Below are 21,676 nucleotides of genomic sequence, written 5' to 3' on the forward strand. Positions count from 1 at the left end.
ACTTAAATCATGAAATCACGTAATTTGAGGAAAATCAAAAATGGAGCGAGTGACCGTTTCGCTGGATGACGAACTTGCCGCGCAATTTGGTCAATTTATGGCAAAACGCGGCTATAACAACCGTTCGGAAGCCGTGCGTGACCTGATCCGCGCAAAGCTGGAAACGGAGCGTTTGCAGGTGGCAACGGCTGATGGGTTTTGCGTCGGTAGCCTCACCTACATCTACAACCACCACGAGCGTGAACTGTCGAGCCGCATGACAGAAATGCATCATGACCACCACCACCTGACCGTTGCCATGCAGCATGTGCATCTGGATCACGACAATTGCATGGAAACCGTGATCCTGAACGGCCCCATCCACGCGGTGCAGGCGTTTGCCGATAGCGTCATCAGTGCGCCCGGTGTGCGCCACGGCAAGTTGCACCTGATCCCCGTCAATACCCGCTCGGGCAACCACTTACACGGGAATGTACCTTACGCCAAACACTTACCGCACCTGCACTATCATCCAGTGACTTGATCATTTCCTGACTTTTGTAGGGAAAAGGCGATGGATTTTACGGATGTGCGGGACTATGCTGACGAGGTGTATTCATACAAATTTTATTTTTCTCATACGACTGATCTTTCGGATGTAACCCTGAGGAGAAATGCCATGCATATACCTGATTCCATGCTTCACGGCGCAGTTTGTCCGGTCACGGCGACACTCAGCGCTGCTGGCGTTATTGCCGCCGCTTATTTCAGTATGAAAGCTAACGACAAGCCTAGTGCTGCCCGCTTTGCTGCAATCACGGCGCTAATTTTTGCCGCACAGATGATGAATTTCCCCATCCTGAATGGCACATCCGGGCATTTGCTCGGTGGGGTGCTGGCGGCGAGTTTGCTGGGTGTGCCGTTTGGCGTACTGGCGATTGCGTTGGTAGTCACGATCCAAAGTCTGGTGTTTGCCGATGGCGGAATTAGCGTGCTGGGTGCGAACATTTTCAATATGGCAATCATCGGTGCGGGTGTTGGCGGCTTGCTGCGTAATGCTTTGGCAGCGCGTTTGGCAGGTACGGCAGGTGGCTACGTAGCAACCGCGTTGGCGGCTGGTGTGTCAGTCGTCTTGGCAGCGTTTGCGGCAAGTGTGGAATTGGCGGTGGATGGGCAAATTGCTTTCGCCAGCGTAGTCCCTGCGATGTTGGGAACCCATGCGCTGATCGGTTTGGGTGAAGCGCTTATTACCGTTGCGGCTTGCTTGCTGTTTGCCCGTGATACGGCTTCCACTCCGGCGCAAGGGCAGTTTGCTATGCCGCTGCTGGCTGCGGTAGTGGTGGCAATGGTGCTTAGCCCGTTTGCTTCCGGCTTCCCGGATGGTTTGGAATGGGTAGCGGGGCAATACCAGTTCCTGCATGAATCCGCGCCGCTGTTTGTTGCACCGTTGGCGGATTACGCCGTGCCTGCGGTGGCGAGTGAAAGCCTGTCTACGGGCTTGGCAGGGCTGCTGGGTGTGCTGATTTCCTTCGCTATCGGTTTTGGCGTGCTGCGTGGTTTGGAACGTTGATCCGCGTGCTTGAGCGGCATTTGTGAGTAATGAGGGCGGTTTCAGCGATGAGGCCGCCTTTTTTTATGTTGGGCAGTGTGTGAAATAACGCAGTTACGGCATATTTCGCCTGAGTTAAAATGCGCGGATGGCAGACGGTATTTGCAGTTTTGACAAAGGTTAGTTATGGAATTTCTACAAGCCAATCTGGATTATTTGGTGCTGGGGACGCTCGGCTTCATGAGTTTCGTCATGCTCGCGCTGGTGGTTGAGCGCTACTTGTACTTGAACAAAGTCAGTTTGCAGCAGTTCGACCACATCGAAACCCTGAAAATCGCCCTGACGCGCAACCTTACGACCATTTCCAGCATCGGCGCGAACGCACCTTACGTGGGTTTGCTGGGAACGGTGCTGGGTATTTTGGTGACGTTTTACACCATGGGGCAGGGCGGCAAGATTGAGGTCAACGCCATCATGTTGGGGTTGGCGTTGGCCTTGAAAGCGACCGCTGCGGGTTTGCTGGTCGCCATTCCTGCGATCATGTTTTACAACGCCCTGCTGCGCAAAGTCGAGGTGCTGACTGCCCGTTGGCAAGCGGTGCAAGACGGGAAAACGGCATGAAACGTTTCGACCAGATCAACATGATCCCTTTCATCGACATCATGCTGGTGCTGTTGGCGATTGTGCTGACCACGGCTTCGTTCATTTCGCAAGGTTTGATCCCGGTGGATTTGCCCAAGGCGGAGCAAAGTCAACAGGCCAGCCCCGACGAACACAGTATAGAAATCGCCATCAACGCGCAGAACCAGATTTTCTTCGAGGGTACGCCAATCACGGCGGATACCTTGGCGGAAAAGCTGGTTCCCCACGCGGCTCATGCGGCGGTGATGCCGGTGATTTTACGGGTGGATAAGGCGGCGGCTTTCGAGCATTTTATCAGCGTGATTGATGTGCTGAAGGCGGGGCATTTCGATAAACTTTCCATCCAGACCGAGCAAGCGCAGTGAAACACCACCTGACTGGCTTCGGTGTTTCTGCCCTATTGCATGGCACTGTCTTGTTGGTGGCCTTGCCGCTGCTGTTATGGCAAGACAAGTTAGGCAAAGTGGACGAACCGCAACCCGTCAACTTGTCGTTGGCGCAGTTCCAACCCGCGCCGCAGCCGACACCCGCAGAGCCACCACCCAAGCCCGAACCTGTGAAGCCGCCACCAAAACCTGAGCCGCCCAAACCGGAAAAGAAGCCAGTAGAAAAGCCTAAACCGGAGAAAAAGCCGGTAGAAAAGCCTATCGCTAAGCCCAAAGCTGGACCTAAACATGAGCATCAACACGAAGCGGAAAAGCAGCCCGAACCGAAACCTGCTGCTGCCGCCCCAGTAGCACCCGCGCCGCAACCGCAGCCAACGCCAGACCGCGCCCCACCTGCGCAAATGGCGGATAACAAAGCGGCGGAAGCGGCTTACCGTGCCCGTTTGCAAGGCATGATCGCTGCCCGCAAAAGCTACCCACGCCAAGCGGAAGATGAGGAGGCGGAAGGTACGGTAATGGTGTCTTTCACGGTGTTCCCGAATGGCTCAATCACCGGGGCGCGGGTCAGCAAGAGTTCTGGCAACCAATGGCTGGACAAGTCAGCGGTGCAAGCGGTGAATGCGGTATCCGGCGCGTTGCCATTTCCGCCCGACATACGCAAACCGCAATGGACGTTCAGTGTGGCGGTTAAGTACCAGTTGGAATAGCTACCACGCCCAATTTCAGGCCAAACGGTTTCAGCAGCTTATCCGCTGTTTCGATAGCAGGATTTGCCGTCCCCGCCTCCACCGCGTGGATAGTCCGCACTGCCACGCCCGTCAACCGCGCATATTCCGGCACGGTCAATCGCAAACCAGTCCGCAACTGCCGCACGGCTTGTGCCAGCGGCATTCCCGGCTGTTGGCTGATTTCTTCCAGCAAGGCAATGCGTTGGCGTAGCTGATCGGCAGGCGAAAGCGGGGTGTAGCGTTTGTCCATTAGCGGCACGCCTCCAGTTGTCGGGCAGCATTGAAACAGGCAGGGGAAAAACGTTCGACAATGTGGGGCGCAATACCGAGTTGGCGCATGAAAGTGGGTAATTCCGCCAGTTGTGCAGCCATGCCAGTTACGGCGGTGAGCAGTGGTGCAAGCGGTAATTGCGTGGCGTGGGCAGCTTGGCGGATGGCAGAACCCCAATCCGGCGTGCCGTGGTCATCGGTTTCCCAACGCATATTGCGGGCGATGCCGTCAGGGTGCAGCACCATCGGGGCGAAATCGAACACCGGAGTCAAGCCAACCCAGCCATTTTCACGCCGTTGGATGGCGGTATTACGCCCGTGATTATCCTTGTTGCCCAGCACCACGTTGGCAATGTCGCGTTTCAGGTATTCAATCATTTCTGCCAGTGGATCAGTACTGGCGGTGGCTAAGGCCGTGCAAGCGTGGTTGTGGCTTAAACGAGCGCCGAAACCGCTGCATTGGCAAAGCGCATAAAGGCTTTCCTGCGCATGGCGTTGCAAGCCGTGGGGTGTTTGTTCGCGGTCAAAGCGTGGGATGAATAAGGCGCGATCCTGAAAATGCAGGCTGGCGTGTACCCGTAAACCGAGAAAACGTGCTAGTTCCATCCACGGTGCTTCGAGGGCAAGGATTTCGTTGAGGTATGGGTCTTGCCCGCGTGCGAATTTTACCAGCCAGTGGTGTTTGGCTTCTGCGTCGGGCAGGGTATGGTCGAGGAAAAATTCCCCTGCGTGGTTTTCCGTAAGCAACAGTTTCGGCCATTCACCTTGCACCCCCGAAGAGCCTGCGACGAATAAGCCGTGGGACGCCAGATGTTCGGCGAACAGTTCCCCGCGTTGCGCTACTTCCAATCTGTTGAAGCCGTGGGCAGGTAAGGTGTTGCGGCTGGTAAGCCAGTCAAATGCTTCGCGTATCCGGCAATTGCCTATCGGGTTGCCAGCCCCGGCGATGAGTAATGCCCAGTCTGCACTGGCTTCGGCGCGTTCGGGCAAACCCAGTTGGCGTAACAGTTCCTGCCGTCCGTAGCCTTGCGGCAACAAATCCATGATGAAACCGAGCCAAGTGGGGGAGCGGAATGGGGTAAGGCTGACCGGAAATGTCCATGACAAAGCAGCGGCATCGCGTCTGTCCGCGAACGGTAGGGCATGGTCAACGGTGTAGCCCAAATAGCTTTGGCCTTGCCAGCCTTTGCTCGCCGATTCCAGCAATACCATGCTGCCGACGCTGTGCCAGTCGCCACGCAGAAAAAGCTCGAAAGTGCATTCTGTTTTCATTCCTGCATTATAGTAGCAAGAATAAAGCGTATTTTACTTATTTTTCGGCATTATCGTGCAGGAAAAGGATATAGGGGCGAAAAAAGTACGGGCCGAAGCCCGCACCGGATCGCACCTGAGGAGAGACTCAGGCTAAAAAAACGTTTTACGCCGCGAGGCACAGCGGATGTCGGGGAGCGGCTTGCACCGCTGGCGTCGCTACCCGTTGGGAAATCCGGGGCGGAATGAGTTCCAGCCCGATTTCATCGCGGTGTTGCAGCAACCAGCGGCTGGCTGCATGGGGTACATGGGCGCTGATCACAAACCCGGTTGCACCGTAATTGCGGCTCACCAGCGCTTGCAGCAGCAGGCAACGTTGCGTACTCAAGCCTTCCACGCAAGGCAGCAGCGACAGTTTCACCTGACGGGCAGCATTGCATTTGACTTGGCTGCGCAGGGTGCGCATGTGTTCATGAAAATCAGCGTGGCCTTCATCCCGGTTGATTTGCACCAGCAAGCCGCCGCCGGTTTGGGTTGCACCCAGCCATTGGCAAGCACGTTGTAAATCATTTTCATCCAAGGTCGGGGCAGCTTGCACCGCAATTACCGCGCCCCAAGCTTGCAGGTTAGGGCGTAAGGTCGGCACGTTATGGCGGATGCTGTTGAACGCCGGGTGCAAAATCTTTTTCAAGGGTTGCACGACCCCACTCACGTACCACGTATCGGTATTGGTTGAGGCATCAAACTGGCTTGCTAACGCAGCGGCATCAGCAGGCAGGCGGTGAAAGCCCTCGACACGTATTTCCGCGATGCTGCGCCGTTCGGCATCCAGCAGTGCAATGCGTCCGCTGAGTTGTGCTTCGCGCTTTTCGGCGGCGGTCAGTGGTAAAGCCAGCGGTAGCGGCCATAAGCGCCCGTTTGCCAGCCGGTTGTTACGCAATACGCTGCTGTGGTCGGCTAAATTCAAATAGCCTTGCACCGGGGCGAAAGCGCCATTCAACAACAACTCCAGTATGTTGATTTCACCCGTATTTAGGGTTTTATGCAGGATGGTCATAGGGTTTCCCCGCTAGTGATCTGTTCGTGGGGTGGAGTATGCTGCAACGTCTACATAATCAAAAACGATATAATTCGATATAAATATCTTCAAATGAGATAACGATGAAACTGTTCCAACTGCGTTTGCTTAAAACCGTGTTAAATAACGGCCTGAATGTGTCGCGTGCTGCGGAGCAGCATTACGTGGTGCAATCGGCTGTCAGCCGCCAATTGGCCTTGCTGGAAGAGGAATTGGGGATGCCGCTGTTCGAGCGCAAAGGCAAGCGGCTGGTGGAACCCACGGCAGTTTGCAAAGCCATCGTGCAGGAACTTGAGCGTATCGAACAATCGCTGGAAAACATCCGTGCGGTGGCGGACGAGTTCCGCCTGCAAACCCGTGGCGAAATCCGCATCGCGACCACCCACACCCAAGCCAAGTATTTTCTGCCGGAAGTGATGCTGGAATTCCGCCAGCGTTACCCGGATGTTGCCATCCACTTCCTGCAAGGGACGCCGGTGGAATTGGTGCGGATGCTGCACGACGGTAAGGCGGATATTGCGGTTTGCACCGAGGAGTTGGGGGATGATTCCACCCTCGAAAGCCGTAAATGCTATGACTGGAACCACGGCATGGTGTTGCCGGAAGGCCACCCACTGGCAGAGGGCAAACTGACCTTGCAACGTATTGCTGAACACCCGGTGTTGACCTACATCTTTGGTTTCACCGGGCGTTCCAAAATCCATGAAACCTTCCGTGCTGCTGGGTTGGCATTGGATGTGACGTTTGCCGCGACCGATACTGACGTAATTATCAGCTACGTGCGTTTGGGGTTTGGCGCGGGCATCATTGCCAAAATGGCCTATTCCCACATCCATGATGACGATCTGGTGTTGCGTGATTTGTCGCACTTGTTCCCATGCTCCACAACCCGCGTGGCGTGGCTGAAAAATAAATACCTCAAGCAATACGTGCAGGAATTGATGAACTTGCTGGTGGAATACGGCGAAAGCGAAAGCTGGTATGCCGAGTAATCAGCCTATTTTCGGTGGCTCTGCATGGCTTGCCAAATATTTTCCCGGTGTGTCGCCGAAAATCTGCGCCAGTAACGCCCGTGAGGTCGCGGCGACGGATGCGCGGCTCAAGCTGCGCGGTGCTGATAAGACGTTTTGCACAAATTCGCGGTTGAGGAACAGGATGTTCTCCGGCGCAGGAGAATAGGCGCTGTTGATGGTGACGCGGGCAACGCGCCCCAGATTGACGCCGCGCCCGTCATCTAAAATCAGCAGGTGCGGGCATAACTGGCGGTAAGGGTCAGGTTGCGGATAATCGGCAATTCCCAGTAAGGTCAGTGGCTTATCACTGAATTTAACCCCGGTCTGGATGTCGGTTGTATTTATTTCGACCACGTACAAAGCTTGCCCAATGGCGGCACGCAAGCGCTCCACTTGCTGATAATATTCGTGTGTAGGCCATAAGTTTTCTGAATCTAGCATAAATATCGCCGTTTTATTGTTCAATCTGTAGAAAGCTACTCATGTTAGGATAATGCTTTACATCAAAGTCACGAGACACGCATGTCTGTAATCGCTAAAGTTATGACACAGGATGTACGTCTGGAGCAATTAACCCAGTGGGTACGCAGTATACCGGGATGGGAACATGCCATGCTGGAGCCAGCCTCCGCCGATGCCAGTTTCCGCCGTTATTTCCGCGCCCGTGGGGTAGAAGGGACAGCCGTCTGTATGGATGCGCCGCCCGACAAGGAAGATGTACACCCCTTCGTCGACATTACCCATCGCTTGGAAGCCACGGGCGTACACGTACCCCGGATTTTGGCGCAAAACCTGTTGGATGGTTTCTTGTTGCTGGAAGACCTTGGCAGCACCCCTTACCTGAATGAACTTAACCCGCAAAGCGTCAAAGGGCTTTATGCCGATGCGCTCCATGCCTTACTGCAATTCCAGCAGGCAGAATGCGACCGCTTACCGGCGTATAACGAGCGGATGTTGCGTACTGAAATGCAGCTTATGCCGGAATGGTTCTTGGTCAAACATTTGGGTTTCAGTGATGCTGACATTCCGCATGAGTTGATCCAGCATACCTTTGAATTCCTGATTGACGCTGCGGTGGGGCAGCCAGTGGCGTTTGTCCATCGGGATTACCATTCTCGCAACCTGATGATTACGGGGGAAAACAGTCCCGGCATTATCGACTATCAGGATGCAGTGATCGGCCCGGCAACTTACGATTTGGTTTCGTTGTTACGTGACTGTTACGTGGTGTGGCCGCAAAGCCAAGTGGAATGGTGGGTGGATTGTTTCCGCAAGGAAGCGATCATGCAAGGCACGATCCCGCCAGTTGATGCTGCCAATTTCCAACGCTGGTTTGACCTGATGGGTTTGCAACGCCACATCAAGGTGCTGGGTATTTTCGCCCGCCTGTATCACCGTGATGGCAAAGCGGGCTACCTGAATGACCTGCCATTGGTGTTGAGCTACGTGCTGGAAGTCGGTTCGCGTTACCACGAAACCAGCGAGCTGGTGGAATGGATGCGCAAAGTCGGCATTCCGCAGCGTATCGGCACTGTCCATATTCCCGTCTAGGTTATTTGCATGAAAGCCATGATCCTCGCCGCTGGGCTGGGCACACGGATGCGCCCGCTCACCGACCATACCCCCAAACCCTTATTGCAGGCAGGTGGCAAGCCGCTGGTGGTGTGGCATATCGAAAAGCTGGCACGCGCCGGTTTCCGCGACATCATCATCAACCTTGCGTGGTTGGGCTGGAAAATCCCCGAAGCCTTGGGTGATGGTTCGCGTTGGAACGTCAAGCTGCATTATTCCGACGAACAGCAAGAAGGCGCGTTGGAAACCGCAGGCGGAATCGTCAAAGCTTTGCCCTTGCTGGGTGATGAACCCTTTCTGGTGGTGAATGGCGATGTATGGTGTGACTATACGTGCCCACAGCACCCACTGGCAGGTAACGACCTTGCGCATCTGGTGTTGGTGAATAACCCGGAACATAACCGCAACGGTGATTTCGCGTTACAGCAGGGGCGGGTTTTCGCGGAAGGGGAGCCGCGCTACACGTTCAGCGGTATCGGCTATTACCATCCGGCATTGTTTGCTGGGTTAGCCTATGGCAAACGCCCGCTTGCGCCCTTGCTGCGTGAAGCCATGCAACAAGGGCGGGTCAGCGGGGAATTGTTTGCCGGAGACTGGCGCGACATCGGCACGCCGGAACGTTTGGCAGAGCTTGATCAGCAACTCTCTGCCCGCTAAGGCAGATAGTATTTACGCCGGGTGGATGTACTCGTGCGGGTCGTCGCGGTAGCCGCCATCAATGCCTTTCACGACCACTGACACGGCATCGTGCGCGTGCAGGCTTTCCATGTGGTTAACCCGAATCCAGAAATCCTGCACGGTGCTGTCATCGCCCAGCGCTGTTTTCAAGCGGCGGGCAGCATCTTCGCAGAACATCAGGTTAGCTGCATTCAAACGGGCAAATTCTTGCTCATCTTCGCGTTTCACCGTCGCTTGCACTGGGGTTTGCAGTGCGTGTTCAATGCAGTCAATCAGGTGGGTAATAGGCAGGTTATGCGCGGTATTGTCTGCCAGTTTGACCTTGATTTGCGCAATGCTGCGTTGGCTGTGCGGGGTCGCGCGGATACCTTGGGTGGTTCCTAACCATTCGTAAACGCGGTTAGCATCCACGCTTTCCACATCTGAACCGAATGTTTCGCGGAAACCTTCTTGGATCAGTTGGCGGGCGAGTGCAGCGGAACACGGGCAGGTGGAGGAATAAGGCACTTCCACGCTGACTTCCGTTTCAATTTGCCCATTACGCAAAGTGGCGGCAACGCGCACGGGGTAGTTTTTCCAGCCGCTATTGTCGCTCAGCAGGGAATTGCGGCGCTCGAAGTAATCGAAACGGCATTCCAAATAAGCAGCGTCGCTTAAACCTTCGTGTGAATCGACAAATTGGCTAATGGTTTCGCGCAACACATCTGGCGTCAGGTCATTCATCGCAAGGATGTTGTCCAGTGCCACGTACAGGCGCGACATGTGGATGCCTTTGCTATTAGGGTCGGTCAGGTTGACGTAAGCCTGCACCCGCGCCAACATCTGGATTCTGCCGCCTTGCAGGTTTTGCACGAACACTGGCAGTTCAATTTGGCTCATTCCTACCCAGTTGAGTGTCCCCTTGGGGCCTGTATGCGGCTGTTTGGCAACATCCGGCATGACTGCACAGGGCAGTTCCTTGCAGGAATTGGTAGGGATCATGTGTAACTCCTCAGTTGGTCAGGGCATGTGCTATATGGGGGCACAGTAGCAAAACTGCAAGGGACGGGGCAATTCACCTGCTTATCCGTAGCGTTTTAGCCTAATGCTTTGCGCTGGGTATGGAAATATCCCAGTAAGGCGTGATAGATCGGCCAAATAATGACGCTGCTGAGCAAGGTGGCCCAATAAAGCCAACTGCCATCGCTGTTGCTGGTGACGCCTTGTACCCACAAGCTGATGAGCAGGTATAGACCCAGCGTAGTGATCAGTAAGGCCGTTTGTTGGAGGAAAGCTTCGGGGTTCATGCGCAACCCTAGGCGTACTGACAGGTAAGTGACGAGCACGTAGCCGAGGGCATGTTGCCCCAAAATCGAGCCGTAGAGGGTATCAATCGCGATACCAACCACAAAAGCCATGACGAGGCTAACCCGGTCTTGGATAACCAGCGCCCAGTGGATCAGCGTCAGGGCAATCCATTCCGGTCGCCAGAAAGATATTTGCTCCCCCAATGGGATAATGGTCAAGATCACAGCGATCAAGAGGCTCGCCATGACGGCTCCGGGGAAACGCGGTTCTCTGGTCAACATTCAGTGCGAGCCTTCCTGCTTGGGGTGTGCCAGTTTGCTTGTCCCGGCTTCCTTGGTGTCTGTATCTTTGGCTGGGGGCGTTGCCGCCGCTTCAATATGGGGTTCTGGGTCTGGTACGCCGGGTTTCCGCCAGATGAGTAAGACATCGCGGGTAGCTTCGTAATTCACCAATGGCAATGCTTTAACCGTCGCAAAGGCCGCACCCGGTTTGAATTCAACCCCTTGCGGTATGACTTTAGCGACAGGGAAATCAGGTGGGAACAAACCGCCCAAGCCGGATGAAACGAAAATATCGCCATCCTTGACATCACTGTTGCTCGGCAGGTTCTTGATTTCCATCGCTAAGCCACGACCCATGCCGCTGGCAAGGGCGCGTTCGCCAGTACGCTGGTTGCGCACGGGAATGGTGTGGCTGCGGTCAACCAGTTGGATTACCTTGGAACTGAACGGGGTAACTTCGATGATTTGCCCATAGATATTTTCGCCGGAGAGCACCACTTGGCTTTCATGCACACCGTTATTGGAACCTTTATCCAACACGGCTAGGCCACGCACCCGGTCGTTGGCGGCTTCCAGCGTCTCTGCCAGTGTGAAGTTGTAACTGGCGCTGGGGGCTGCTTTCAGCATGGCACGTAAGTGGGTGTTTTCCTGCTGTACGGAGCTGATGATGCGTTGTTGGGCGGCGTATAACTGGATTTGCTCTTTAAGCGCAGTATTTTCCATCGCCAACGTGGATTGGGAGGCGAAGAAACCACTGGTGCTATAAAAGCGGTGGGGCGAATCCACGCTGACCAGCAAAGGGTAAACCAGCATGAGCGCGGCAGTGCGCACTGGGCGTAAGGCGTCGGGATTGCGGTAATCGACAGCCATTAACATCAGTGCGCTCAAGACGAGCACCATAAACCGGAATGAAAATCCCGGCGTGGAATGGTAGTTAACGTCGTTAATGGCTGTCTCCGGTGCGGTAGCTGGTTTTTATTACTGGATCAGTCAGTGGCGAGGAAGTTCACGCCTTCTTCTTCCATAATTTCCAGTATTTTACCACCACCACGGGCAACGCAGGTAAGCGGGTCGTCGGCAATAACCACCGGAATGCCGGTTTCTTCCATCAGCAGGCGGTCAAGGTCGCGTAACAATGCGCCACCGCCAGTCAGCACGATACCACGGTCGGCAACGTCAGCAGCCAGTTCCGGTGGAGTTTGTTCGAGCGCTGTTTTAACCGCGCTGACAATGCCGAACAGCGGTTCTTGCAGGGCTTCAAGGATTTCGTTGCTGGTCAGGGTAAAGCTGCGTGGTACACCTTCGGAAAGGTTGCGGCCTTTGACTTCGATTTCCAGCAGTTCTTTGCCCGGATAAGCAGAACCGATGCTGCATTTGATGCGTTCGGCAGTGGCTTCACCGATCAACATGCCGTAATTGCGGCGTACATAGCTGATGATGGCGTCGTCCAAACGGTCGCCACCAATACGCACGGATGCAGAATAGACAATGCCGCGCAGTGACATGATGGCAACTTCGGATGTACCACCACCAATATCCAATACCATTGAGCCGATTGCTTCATCAACCGGGATGCCTGCACCGATAGCGGCTGCCATAGGTTCTTCGATCAGGTAAACCTTACGTGCGCCTGCACCCAATGCTGAATCTTTAATAGCGCGGCGTTCAACCTGCGTTGCGCCACATGGCACACAAATCACCACCCGTGGGCTAGGGCGCAGGATACGGCCTGCATCAACCTTGCGGATGAAGTGCTGCAACATTTTTTCGGTGTAGGTGAAATCGGCAATCACACCGTCTTTCATCGGGCGGATGGCAGTAATGTTCTCTGGGGTACGACCGAGCATTTTTTTCGCTTCGATACCCACCGCTTCAATTGACTTGGGGCCACCGGGGCCGCGATCCTGACGGATAGCAACGACAGAAGGCTCGTCCAGTACGATGCCTTTGCCCCGCATGTAAATCAGGGTATTCGCTGTGCCCAAGTCGATAGAAATATCATTGGAGAACAAACCTAATAGGGCTCTGAACATAGTCTGGTAAATCCGGCTTAAGCTAAAATAATGGAGTGCTTGAACACGTCCTGTGTAATTGTCGTTATTCCCTGTGCGGGGCATCGCTGGATGACCCAGAAAGAATCTGCTAAATGTAGCAACCCCGTCCGCTTTGGGCAAGCCAACTTGTGTGGTAAGTTCACGTTGCGGCTAAGACGCGAGCCTTTTTAACAGATTGGGCGGCATTTAGGAAGGAATTATAGATTATGGGTACAAGATTGTGGGTGTTATGGCTGTAGATACATTAAGACGGTTTCTGTTGGAGCAGGCGCATGTGCGTGGCGAGTGGGTGCATCTGGATACGACTTGGCAGGAAATGCTGCAACGGGCAGATTATCCGGCATTCGTGCGCAAGGTGTTGGGGGAGGCATTGACCGCTGTTGCGCTGCTGTCTGCCACGATTAAGCACAGTGGTTCCTTGATCCTGCAAATTCGTGGGGATGGGCCGATCCACTTGCTGGTGGTGCAAGCAACCGATCAGGGAACCGTGCGGGGCTTGGCACAGTGGAACCGCGAGGCTGAAGGTGCGGCATTACCCGACCTGTTCGGCGCAGGGCATATTGCCATGACCTTGGAGGGGCAGAAAAGCAGTGAACGTTACCAAAGCCTGATCCCGATTGAGGGGGAATCGTTGGCAGCGGCATTGGAAGCGTATTTCGCCCGTTCGGAACAGCTTCCGACCCGGCTATGGCTGACAGCAGATGACCACACGGCGGCAGGAATGCTGCTGCAACGTTTACCCCGTGAACATACCAGCGATGAGGATTGGCAACGCGCTTCGTTGTTGCTGGATACCCTGACTGCGCAGGAGTTGGTGCATCTGGAACCAGAAGATGTCATCTATCGCCTGTTCCATGAGGAAGAACCGCGCTTGTTTGATCCCAAGCCGATCCGCTTCCATTGCGGTTGTAACCGTGGGCGGGTGGAAAGTATGTTGCGTTCACTGGGGCAGACAGAGGCTGAAACGATATTGGCAGAGCAAGGTAATATCGCGATTACGTGCGAGTTCTGTAATGCCACTTACACCTTGGATGCGGTTGACGTGGGGCAGTTGTTCAAGCCATCCATGCCCGGTACTGATACCCTGCACTAACACTCATTAAAAATTTAACTGGATTGCAAATATTATGCGCGTGCTGATTGTTTACGCCCACCCGAACCCCGGCAGCTTTAACCATGCGATGTTGGAACATTGCAGCTTGGGCTTGCAAGAAGCTGGGCACGAAGTACGGATCAAAGACCTGTACGCGGAAGATTTCGACCCGGTGTTACGGGCGAGTGATCTGGCGGTGCTGCAACAGGGCAAGATACCGGAAAAAATTGCCCATGAGCAGGAAGCCTTACTGTGGGCGCAAGGGCTGGTGTTCATTTACCCGCTGTGGTGGTTTGACCGCCCCGCGATCTTGAAAGGCTGGTTCGACCATGTGCTGACCAATGGGACGGCGTTTGAATATTCACGTGCGGGCGTCAAGGGCTTGCTGAAACACCAGCGGGCGTTGGTGCTGATTACGGCGGGCGGTTCGGAAGATTTCTTCCGCAAGACTGATGCCGAGCACCTGATTTACCGTCCAGTGACGGATGGTACGTTGGCGTTCTGCGGCATTGAGGATGTGCATCACCGCATTTATTACAACGTCCCCAGCTTGCCGGAGCTTGAGCGTGCCAACATCTTGGCGGAAATTGCTGAATTGGGGCGGCAGTTTGCATGTTGAATTACCGCCTCTACGGTGAATTGGCTGACGCGCCGCCGTTGGTGGTGCTGCACGGTTTGTTGGGTTCACTGGACAATTGGCATAGCTTTGCGCGTGGGCAGGAAGGCAAACGTACCGTGCTTGCCATCGACTTGCGCAACCACGGTGCTTCCCCGCATGTGATGGGCATGGCTTACCGGGACATGGTGGCGGACATCCTTGAGGTGTTAGATGCTTTGTCCATTTCCCGCTGTGACCTGATGGGGCATTCGATGGGGGGTAAGGTGGCAATGCTGCTGGCCTTGCAACATCCAGCAATCGTACAGCGTTTGGTGGTGGTGGATATTGCCCCGAAAGCCTATCCGCCGCGCCATCAGGCATTGTTGCAGGCAATGGCAACCATGCCGCTGGCAGACCTGAAAAGCCGTAAACAGGCGGATGAATGGTTAAGCCCAACCGTCAAACATCCGTTTGAACGCGGCTTCCTGTTGAAAAATCTGGGGCGCAATACCGCTGGGGCGTTTTACTGGCAATGTAATTTGCCCGAAATTGCCCGCCATTACGTGGGTATTTCTGCATTTCCGGCAGTCGGGCAAGCGTTTGCCGCTCCTGCGCTGTTTATTCGCGGCGGGCAGTCCGATTATGTGGCAGAAGGGGATTTGGCGCTGATCAGGCAATATTTCCCGCAAGCGCTGGTGGAAACCGTAGAAGCTGCTGGGCATCTGCCGCATGTGCAGACGCCGGAGGTGTTTACCGCGCTGATTGAGGCATTTCTCGCTTAAGCCAGCATCCGGCGGTAAGTGTTTACCCGGTTTGACCAGCCCGCGAGCCAGCGACGTTCGTTGTTGGCGGGCGGGGAGTTCCTGACGCGGCGTTCCAGTACGCGCATGGCGGCATCCGCAAACTCGTGTAAGGCTTGTTGACCGGGTTGGGAAGGGCGCATTTCTTCCAGCACTTGTAACAAGCCCCAGTTTTGCCCGTTGTAACCACCGCTGCGGTTTAAGCCTTCGCCCTTGAAGTTGGTGTAATCAATCAGCGCGTACCAGCCGCCGGGGGTGTTGGCTACCGCGTTCAGGTTGCTGTTGATGCGTTGGCGTACTTGTCCCGGTGAGGCGTTGACCAGTTTGGGCATGGCGCGGCGGGTGCGGTCAACAATGTATTGCACTTGCAGCAAACGGGTCTGGTACAGCAGGTTTTGCAACTCCTGTACTTGCGGGGTTTGTTTGGCCTGCATCAGTTGTGCTTTGTTCTGCCACGGCGCACCTTGGTAACTGGCTTGTTGCAACCAGCCCGGAAGCTGTACGCCACGTGCTTGCATGTAGTGCAGCAAATCCGGGAAAGTGTTGCCGAAACGCGCTGGGCTACCTGCGGGATACCACGTGAAATGCCCAATGCCCATCGAGGCAAAGTTTTCACCGTCATTCCAATGCACCAGATTGTCGATGTTGCCGCCGCCTTCATTCTTGAAAATCTGGTCGCCAATCGTGCGTAATTCTGCCGTAGAAAGTTCTGGCATCCCGGTCATTTGGCTAGAGCCACCAACATTTTGTGAGCTGTAGTGGGACGCATTTTGCGCTGCCGGATTTTGGATACCCGCATCATAATTTGCCGGGTATGCGCCATGTCCGGGGGCATAAGTGGGTTGGTAACTGCTCTGGGAATGTCTTACAGATTGCGTGCTTGGGCTGCAAGCAGACAATCCTACGCTGGCAATAGCAGCTAGCGCCATCGCGGCTTTGGTCTTCATGATCGGACGCCCTCTTGTTTTTATTATTTGGTCTAGCCTTAACGGCGACACTCAATTGTTTTGTGAAACTATAAAGAAATTTGACCCGTCAGGTAGCTTTACCCGACGAGCGCTACAGAAAGCGCTTGGCCTGCGTAAGGCTTGTGCATATTGTCTATTTAAACGCCCGGATTGCGGTAAGTTTCCACCCGGTTTGACCAGCCTGCCAACCAGCGGGCTTCATTGCGTGCAGGCGGGGAATTGCGTACCCGGCGTTCCAGTATGCGTGTGGCGGCATTGGCAAATTCGTGTAAGGCTTGTTGACCAGGTTGGCTGGGTTGCATGTTTTCTAGTACTTGCATCAGCCCCCAGTTTTGACCGTTATAGCCGCCGTAAGGGTCAAGCCCTTCGCCTTTGAAATTGACGTAATCCACCAGCACGTACCAGCCCCCCGGCGTGTTGGCAATGGCATTCAGGTTTTGTGCCACGCGGGCGCGGGAAGCAGCGGGGGCGGCATTAACCAATTGCGGCATGGCACGGCGGGCGCGTTCGACGATGTAAGCCGCTTGCAGCATCCGGGTTTGGTACAGTAGGTTTTGCAATTCCTGCACTTGTCCGGTTTGTTTGGCGTACATCAACTCGCCTTTGCTTTTCCACGGCGCACCTTGGTAACGTGCTTGCTGTACCCAAGCGGGCAATTGTGTGCCATTGGTTTGCAGGTAGCCGAGTAAGTCCGGGAAGGTATTGCCGAAACGCGCCTGCCTGCCCGCCGGATACCACGTGAAATGCCCGACCCCCATCGAGGCAAAATCTTCGCCGTCATTCCAGTGGACAAGGTTGTTGTAGTTACCGCCGCTTTCGTTGCGGTAAATTTTGTCGGCGATTAGGGTGAGTTCGTGTTGTGACAGTTGCGGCATTCCGCCCGTGGTCTTGGGAACGGTAAGCGCGGTGTTTTTCTTGGTGGCTTTATTTTTTGTTTTGTCTTGGCTGAGCGATGATTTTTTTGCGGAATCACCCTCGTCATCCCGGACAGCTTGCTGGCTGCAAGCGGATAATGTGAGGCACACAATAGCCACACAGAAAAGTTTCCAAAACTTTGTATGCATCACGCCAGCACTCCCTTTGAATAAGCCCAAGACACCGTTCACTGCTAGCGTATAGAAATACAAAAAATTAGCCAAACGCATCCTTAATAAAATGCATGAAAATCATAAATTCCAGTGATAAATAAAGACCCGCCCGTGGCGGGTCTTGGGAAAGGGGCGGGAGTTTGTGGCTTACTGGAGGAAAATCTGTTTATAAGACACATACATACTGGCAAATAGCCACGGTACGACGACCAACAGCCCCAACAGCAGCGGCAGGGCACCGAGCAGCATCAGTACAAAGACTGCCAGACCGTACAGCAGCAGTGGCAGCGGGTTACGCAAGCACGCTTTGAAGCTCAAGGTCAGTGATTGGAAGACAGGTACGTCATTGAGCGCGACCAGTTGGGTGGCAAACCAGAACAGCATCATGACCAAAAGCAGCAGGATAATGCCGACCGCGATCAGCCCGATGTTGAGGCTGCTCATCATGCCTTCGGGAGATACGACGCCGGTTTCCATCGAACTCATGTTCATACCGACGAATGCACCGCCGATGATGATGCCAAACAGGAACATGATGCCCAGTGTCAGCCCGCCCAAGCCCAGCAGTGGCACGAGTTTTTGCTTGAAACCTTCAAACAGGTAATCAAAACGTAGCGGTTCACCGAAATAGACTGCCCGCGCACCCATCAGGATACCGCCGGAGAGGATGGGGCCAATCAGTGATGACGCAATGTCACCAGCAACTGGAATAAGGCCGAGGATAACTTGGATGGCGAACAAGGCCAGCGTAATCAATACCCAGACGCCAAGGTTGCTTTTGACCAGAGGCCAGCTTTCCGCTAACCAGCTAATGCCAGCACCTGCGGACAGGGAGCGGGGTTCGGCTAACAGCTCCATGCCGTCGCTTGGGATCGGTGGCGGTGTTACATCCGACTTTGGGGGGGAATAAGGGTTGTTGTCACTCATTGCAGGAGGCTCCTGATTGTTTTATTGGAATGGAGCCAAAAGTATAGCCCACCCTGCTTAGCAGGGCAGGAAATACTGATCAAGTGTCAATCTTGCAGGATAACCTTACTCAATGACCTTGGGCACGAGGTATAAACCGTCTTCCGTTTCCGGCGCAACCGCTTGGTAAGCCTCGCGGTGGTTGGTTTCTGTCACCACGTCTTCGCGCAGGCGTTGGGTCATATCCAGCGGATGCGCCATTGGCACAACACCGTCGGTATCCACCGCTTCCATTTGCGCGACCAAATCAAGGATATTGGAAAGGTTGCGGGTATATGCTTCCACGCTGTCTTCGGTCATTGCCAGCCGTGCCAAATGCGCGACTTTACGGACTTCTGCTTCTGAAATTGCCATCTGTTAACCCGCCAGTTTCTGTTTGAGGATTGCGTTCACCTGTTCAGGGTTCGCCTTGCCTTTGGAAGCTTTCATTGCTGCCCCGACGAAGAAGCCGAATAGCTTGTCTTTGCCCGCGCGGTATTCCTCCGTTTGCTTGGGGTTGGCGGCAATGATTTCGTCAATCATGGCTTCAATCGCGCCGGTGTCGGTGATTTGCTTCAAGCCTTTCTTGTCGATCACGCTATCGGCATCGCCTTCGCCATTCCACATTGCGTCGAACACTTCCTTGGCAATTTTGCCGGAAATGGTGTTGTCCAGAATGCGCTTGAGTAAGCCTGCGAAAGCATCAGCGGCGACTGGCGCGTTAGCTATTTCAATGCCAGTGCGGTTGAGCGCCGCAGACAAATCGCCATTCACCCAGTTGGCAGCGAGTTTGGCGTCGCCACAACCTTGCGCCACCGCCTCGAAGTAATCCGCCACGTCGCGGCTTTGCGTGAGCATGTCAGCGTCGTAAGTGCTTAAGCTGTATTGCGTAATGAAACGCTGCTTCTTCGCTTCCGGCAATTCCGGCAAGGTCGCCCGCACGGATGCGATGAATTCCGGGGTAATTTCTACCGGGAGTAAATCCGGGTCGGGGAAATAGCGGTAGTCGTTGGCGTCTTCCTTGCTGCGCATCGAACGGGTTTCGTTGCGGTCAGGGTCGTAAAGCCGCGTTTCCTGCACCACCGTGCCGCCGGATTCGATGATGTCGATTTGGCGCTCGACTTCGTGGTTGATGGCGCGTTCGATGAAGCGGAACGAGTTCAGGTTTTTGATTTCTGCCCGTGTACCGAATGGCTGACCGGGGCGACGTACCGAAACGTTGGCGTCGCAACGGAACGAGCCTTCCTGCATATTGCCGTCACACACACCGAGGTAACGCACCAGCGCGTGCAGCTTTTTCATGTAAGCCACGGCTTCTTTGGCGTTGCGCATGTCCGGTTCGGAAACGATTTCCAGCAGCGGTGTGCCTGCGCGGTTCAAGTCAATGCCGGTTTGCCCTTGGAAATCTTCGTGCAGGGATTTACCCGCATCTTCTTCCAGATGGGCGCGGGTAACGCCGATGCGTTTGATGGAGCCATCTTCCAGCTCAATGTCCATGTGACCAATGCCAACGATGGGCAATTCATATTGGCTGATCTGGTAGCCTTTCGGCAGGTCGGGGTAGAAGTAGTTTTTACGTGCGAATACCGAGCGCGGTGCTAGGTGCGCGTCGATTGCCAAGCCGAATTTCACCGCCATGTGCACGGCTTCTTTGTTCAGTACTGGCAATACGCCGGGCATTCCAAGGTCAACCAAACTGGCTTGGGTGTTGGGTTCAGCACCGTAAGCGGTGGATGAACCGGAAAAAATTTTGCTCTTGGTGGCAAGTTGGGCGTGGATTTCCAGCCCGATGACGGTTTCCCATTCCATTGTGAAGTTCTCCTTACGCGAACTTGGCAGGCACTTGTGTATGCCAGTCGGTGGATAATTGGTATTGGTGCGCGATATTCAACATCCGCGCTTCCTCAAAGTAGTTGCCGACCAATTGCATCCCCACTGGCAGGCCATCAGCGGCGAAACCAATCGGGAAAGTCATGCCCGGCAAACCCGCCAGACTGACCGGGATGGTGTACAAATCTTCGAGGTACATAGCAATCGGGTCGTCTTTTTTCGCGCCCAGTTTGAAAGCGGTGGTGGGTGCGGAAGGCCCCATGATCACATCCACGTCCTTGAAGGCTTCCGCGAAGTCTTGCTGGATCAGGCGGCGGATTTTCTGCGCTTTCAAGTAGTAAGCGTCGTAATAGCCTGCCGAGAGCGCGTAAGTGCCGATCATGATGCGGCGTTTCACTTCTGCACCGAAACCTTCCCAGCGGCTGCGTTCGTACAAATCTTTCAGGTCTTGCGGATTTTCGCAGCGATGCCCAAAACGTACCCCGTCAAAGCGCGACAGGTTGGAAGAGCATTCTGCCGGAGCCACCACGTAATACACCGGAACCGCCAAATGGCTGTTGGGCAAGGTCACTTCCTTAATGATTGCGCCACGGGCTTCAAATTCCTTGATAGCACGCTCAATGACCGCGCCCACTTGCGGATTCAGCCCTTCGGCGAAGAACTCTTTCGGTAGGCCGATTTTCAGCCCGTCGATGGAGTCGTTGAGGGTGGCGGTGTAATCCGGCACGGGGCGGTCAACGCTGGTGGAATCCCGCGCATCCAACCCGGCAATCACATTGAGGGTGATCGCGCAATCTTCCGCCGACGGAGCCATCGGCCCGCACTGGTCAAGGCTGGAGGCAAAGGCAATCATGCCGTAACGCGAAATGCGCCCGTAAGTCGGTTTGATGCCAGTAATATTGCAAAACGACGCAGGTTGGCGAATGGAACCGCCGGTATCGCTGCCCAATGCCACGGGTGCAAGCCTTGCTGCGACGGTTGCCGCACCACCGCCGGAACTGCCGCCCGGTACACAATCCGTATCCCACGGGTTACGCACATTTCCAAATGCCGAGGTTTCGTTGGAAGAACCCATCGCAAACTCGTCCATATTGTTCTTGCCGAGCAATACGCCGCCCGCTGCCTTGAGCCTTTCCGCCACATGCGCATCGTAAGGCGAGACGAAATTACGCAGCATATTCGAGCCGCAAGTGGTCAGCACGTCTTTGGAGCAGAACAGGTCTTTGAGTGCGTAAGGCAAGCCCGCCATTGCCCCGTCCAATTCACCCTTGCGGATGCGGTTGTCGATCTCGACGGCTTGCGCTTGTGCGCTGTCACGGGTGACGGTGATGAAAGCGTTCAGTTCCTCATTGAAGTTGGCGATGCGCTCAAGATAGGCATCGGTGGCTTCCATGACAGAAAAATTCCCGGCGTGTATTCCATCGCGGAGTTTTTTGAGCGATAGGGAATGGATTGGGTCGGACATGCATACTCCATTTTTTATGACCTCTTTCCCCGCGCCTCTTGAGGGATAGGGCGGGGTGAGGGGTAATACGTGATCTTGCGATAAGCGGCTTACTATAAGGCAAGCCGCTTAGGTAGGGCAA

The 21,676-nt window shown here is 54.8% G+C and carries 25 protein-coding genes; 11 read left to right on the forward strand and 14 right to left on the reverse strand.

Annotated features, from left to right (window positions below; genetic code table 11):
* Window positions 1-40 precede the first annotated feature (40 nt).
* The 5 genes from nikR to PHE17_RS08700 all read left to right on the forward strand — a co-directional run bounded on the left by nikR (window position 41) and on the right by PHE17_RS08700 (window position 3,263).
* Complete coding sequence (gene nikR, locus PHE17_RS08680) at window positions 41-523, forward strand: nickel-responsive transcriptional regulator NikR (protein ID WP_301015439.1); 483 nt, start codon at window positions 41-43, stop codon at window positions 521-523.
* Between the two features lie 135 nt (window positions 524-658).
* A complete protein-coding gene (locus PHE17_RS08685; RefSeq protein ID WP_301015440.1) occupies window positions 659-1,549 on the forward strand; it encodes an energy-coupling factor ABC transporter permease in 891 nt (296 codons plus the stop codon).
* A 165-nt stretch (window positions 1,550-1,714) separates the two neighbouring features.
* The gene (exbB, locus tag PHE17_RS08690; protein ID WP_301015441.1) at window positions 1,715-2,149 is read left to right on the forward strand and encodes a TonB-system energizer ExbB; all 435 of its coding nucleotides are present in this window, start codon (window positions 1,715-1,717) and stop codon (window positions 2,147-2,149) included.
* Window positions 2,146-2,535: a biopolymer transporter ExbD gene (locus PHE17_RS08695; protein ID WP_301015442.1), complete on the forward strand. Its 390-nt coding sequence runs from the start codon at window positions 2,146-2,148 to the stop codon at window positions 2,533-2,535. The genes exbB and PHE17_RS08695 overlap by 4 nt, the downstream gene beginning before the upstream one ends.
* Window positions 2,532-3,263, forward strand: a complete 732-nt coding sequence (locus tag PHE17_RS08700; protein WP_301015443.1) for an energy transducer TonB — start codon at window positions 2,532-2,534, stop codon at window positions 3,261-3,263. The genes PHE17_RS08695 and PHE17_RS08700 overlap by 4 nt, the downstream gene beginning before the upstream one ends.
* Here PHE17_RS08700 and PHE17_RS08705 read toward each other — a convergent pair.
* The 3 genes from PHE17_RS08705 to PHE17_RS08715 all read right to left on the reverse strand — a co-directional run bounded on the left by PHE17_RS08705 (window position 3,244) and on the right by PHE17_RS08715 (window position 5,862).
* A complete protein-coding gene (locus tag PHE17_RS08705; protein WP_301015444.1) occupies window positions 3,244-3,534 on the reverse strand; it encodes a helix-turn-helix transcriptional regulator in 291 nt (96 codons plus the stop codon). The two genes, PHE17_RS08700 and PHE17_RS08705, sit on opposite strands and share 20 nt — an antisense overlap.
* Window positions 3,534-4,826 (reverse strand): HipA domain-containing protein, encoded by a 1,293-nt coding sequence (locus PHE17_RS08710; protein WP_301015445.1) that lies wholly within the window; start codon window positions 4,824-4,826, stop codon window positions 3,534-3,536. Before PHE17_RS08710 ends, PHE17_RS08705 begins: the two co-directional genes overlap by 1 nt.
* A gap of 145 nt (window positions 4,827-4,971) precedes the next feature.
* Window positions 4,972-5,862 (reverse strand): hypothetical protein, encoded by an 891-nt coding sequence (locus PHE17_RS08715; RefSeq protein WP_301015446.1) that lies wholly within the window; start codon window positions 5,860-5,862, stop codon window positions 4,972-4,974.
* Between the two features lie 104 nt (window positions 5,863-5,966).
* Here PHE17_RS08715 and PHE17_RS08720 point away from each other — a divergent pair, with 104 nt between their 5' ends.
* Complete coding sequence (locus tag PHE17_RS08720; protein WP_301015447.1) at window positions 5,967-6,875, forward strand: LysR substrate-binding domain-containing protein; 909 nt, start codon at window positions 5,967-5,969, stop codon at window positions 6,873-6,875.
* Here the strand turns inward: PHE17_RS08720 and PHE17_RS08725 are convergent, their stop codons facing one another.
* Entirely contained in the window at window positions 6,876-7,337 is a 462-nt protein-coding gene (locus PHE17_RS08725) for a hypothetical protein (RefSeq protein ID WP_301015448.1), read from the reverse strand.
* Between the two features lie 81 nt (window positions 7,338-7,418).
* Between PHE17_RS08725 and PHE17_RS08730 the strand changes: the two genes are divergently transcribed.
* Entirely contained in the window at window positions 7,419-8,447 is a 1,029-nt protein-coding gene (locus tag PHE17_RS08730) for a phosphotransferase (RefSeq protein WP_301015449.1), read from the forward strand.
* A gap of 9 nt (window positions 8,448-8,456) precedes the next feature.
* The gene (gene murU, locus PHE17_RS08735) at window positions 8,457-9,125 is read left to right on the forward strand and encodes an N-acetylmuramate alpha-1-phosphate uridylyltransferase MurU (RefSeq protein WP_301015450.1); all 669 of its coding nucleotides are present in this window, start codon (window positions 8,457-8,459) and stop codon (window positions 9,123-9,125) included.
* A gap of 12 nt (window positions 9,126-9,137) precedes the next feature.
* On the opposite strand, the gene folE2 is transcribed toward murU, so the two are convergent.
* The 4 genes from folE2 to PHE17_RS08755 all read right to left on the reverse strand — a co-directional run bounded on the left by folE2 (window position 9,138) and on the right by PHE17_RS08755 (window position 12,747).
* Window positions 9,138-10,127 (reverse strand): GTP cyclohydrolase FolE2, encoded by a 990-nt coding sequence (gene folE2, locus PHE17_RS08740; protein WP_301015451.1) that lies wholly within the window; start codon window positions 10,125-10,127, stop codon window positions 9,138-9,140.
* 95 nt (window positions 10,128-10,222) lie between these two features.
* Window positions 10,223-10,714: a rod shape-determining protein MreD gene (gene mreD / locus PHE17_RS08745; protein ID WP_301015452.1), complete on the reverse strand. Its 492-nt coding sequence runs from the start codon at window positions 10,712-10,714 to the stop codon at window positions 10,223-10,225.
* The gene (gene mreC, locus PHE17_RS08750) at window positions 10,715-11,662 is read right to left on the reverse strand and encodes a rod shape-determining protein MreC (protein ID WP_301015631.1); all 948 of its coding nucleotides are present in this window, start codon (window positions 11,660-11,662) and stop codon (window positions 10,715-10,717) included.
* A 38-nt stretch (window positions 11,663-11,700) separates the two neighbouring features.
* Window positions 11,701-12,747, reverse strand: coding sequence for a rod shape-determining protein (locus PHE17_RS08755; protein WP_301015453.1), 1,047 nt, complete (start codon window positions 12,745-12,747; stop codon window positions 11,701-11,703).
* A 250-nt stretch (window positions 12,748-12,997) separates the two neighbouring features.
* On the opposite strand from PHE17_RS08755, the gene hslO reads away from it, so the two are divergent.
* Genes hslO through PHE17_RS08770 form a run of 3 tightly spaced genes read left to right on the forward strand, consistent with a single transcriptional unit; the run spans window position 12,998 to window position 15,241 of the window.
* Window positions 12,998-13,861, forward strand: coding sequence for an Hsp33 family molecular chaperone HslO (gene hslO, locus PHE17_RS08760; RefSeq protein WP_301015454.1), 864 nt, complete (start codon window positions 12,998-13,000; stop codon window positions 13,859-13,861).
* Window positions 13,862-13,895: 34 nt separating this feature from the next.
* Entirely contained in the window at window positions 13,896-14,480 is a 585-nt protein-coding gene (locus tag PHE17_RS08765; protein ID WP_301015455.1) for an NAD(P)H-dependent oxidoreductase, read from the forward strand.
* The gene (locus PHE17_RS08770) at window positions 14,474-15,241 is read left to right on the forward strand and encodes an alpha/beta fold hydrolase (RefSeq protein WP_301015456.1); all 768 of its coding nucleotides are present in this window, start codon (window positions 14,474-14,476) and stop codon (window positions 15,239-15,241) included. Before PHE17_RS08765 ends, PHE17_RS08770 begins: the two co-directional genes overlap by 7 nt.
* On the opposite strand, the gene PHE17_RS08775 is transcribed toward PHE17_RS08770, so the two are convergent.
* The 6 genes from PHE17_RS08775 to gatA all read right to left on the reverse strand — a co-directional run bounded on the left by PHE17_RS08775 (window position 15,238) and on the right by gatA (window position 21,543).
* Window positions 15,238-16,206, reverse strand: a complete 969-nt coding sequence (locus PHE17_RS08775) for a hypothetical protein (RefSeq protein WP_301015457.1) — start codon at window positions 16,204-16,206, stop codon at window positions 15,238-15,240. The genes PHE17_RS08770 and PHE17_RS08775 overlap by 4 nt on opposite strands.
* 158 nt (window positions 16,207-16,364) lie before the next feature.
* On the reverse strand, window positions 16,365-17,261 hold the full coding sequence (locus PHE17_RS08780; protein WP_301015458.1) for a hypothetical protein: 897 nt from the start codon (window positions 17,259-17,261) through the stop codon (window positions 16,365-16,367).
* A gap of 201 nt (window positions 17,262-17,462) precedes the next feature.
* On the reverse strand, window positions 17,463-18,242 hold the full coding sequence (locus PHE17_RS08785; RefSeq protein ID WP_301015459.1) for a BPSS1780 family membrane protein: 780 nt from the start codon (window positions 18,240-18,242) through the stop codon (window positions 17,463-17,465).
* 105 nt (window positions 18,243-18,347) lie between these two features.
* Complete coding sequence (gene gatC, locus PHE17_RS08790; protein WP_301015460.1) at window positions 18,348-18,635, reverse strand: Asp-tRNA(Asn)/Glu-tRNA(Gln) amidotransferase subunit GatC; 288 nt, start codon at window positions 18,633-18,635, stop codon at window positions 18,348-18,350.
* Between the two features lie 3 nt (window positions 18,636-18,638).
* Complete coding sequence (gatB, locus tag PHE17_RS08795; protein WP_301015461.1) at window positions 18,639-20,069, reverse strand: Asp-tRNA(Asn)/Glu-tRNA(Gln) amidotransferase subunit GatB; 1,431 nt, start codon at window positions 20,067-20,069, stop codon at window positions 18,639-18,641.
* A gap of 13 nt (window positions 20,070-20,082) precedes the next feature.
* Window positions 20,083-21,543, reverse strand: a complete 1,461-nt coding sequence (gene gatA / locus PHE17_RS08800; protein WP_301015632.1) for an Asp-tRNA(Asn)/Glu-tRNA(Gln) amidotransferase subunit GatA — start codon at window positions 21,541-21,543, stop codon at window positions 20,083-20,085.
* Window positions 21,544-21,676 lie beyond the last annotated feature (133 nt).

Origin of the sequence: Thiothrix sp. (assembly GCF_028714775.1) — a bacterium.
Taxonomy (GTDB): Bacteria; Pseudomonadota; Gammaproteobacteria; order Thiotrichales; family Thiotrichaceae; genus Thiothrix.